At 48.2% G+C, this 272-nt stretch carries 1 protein-coding gene; it reads left to right on the top strand.

From position 1 onward, the window contains the following. Window positions 1-272 (top strand): M24 family metallopeptidase (locus tag B3182_RS08025; RefSeq protein ID WP_292746424.1); only part of this gene is annotated, 272 nt, incomplete at both ends.

The following is a 272-nucleotide window of genomic DNA, read 5'->3' as shown; positions in this document are numbered from 1 at the left end:
CACCGCACCGGCCACTGGCTGGGAATGGATGTGCATGATGTCGGTGATTATAAAATCGATTGTACCTGGCGCTTACTGGAACCAGGCATGGTGTTAACCGTAGAGCCTGGTTTGTATATCCGCGATCCGGAACATATTGATAAAAAATGGCATTTCACTGGAATTCGTATTGAAGATGATGTGCTGGTGACCAAAGAGGGTCACGAAGTATTATCTGCTGACGCGCCGAAAGAAATTGACGACATTGAAGCCCTGATGGCAGGAGCTCGCTA

This window comes from Methylophaga sp. UBA4204, assembly GCF_002379485.1.
Classification (GTDB): domain Bacteria; phylum Pseudomonadota; class Gammaproteobacteria; order Nitrosococcales; family Methylophagaceae; genus Methylophaga.
This window is presented reverse-complemented; position numbering and strand designations above follow the sequence as displayed.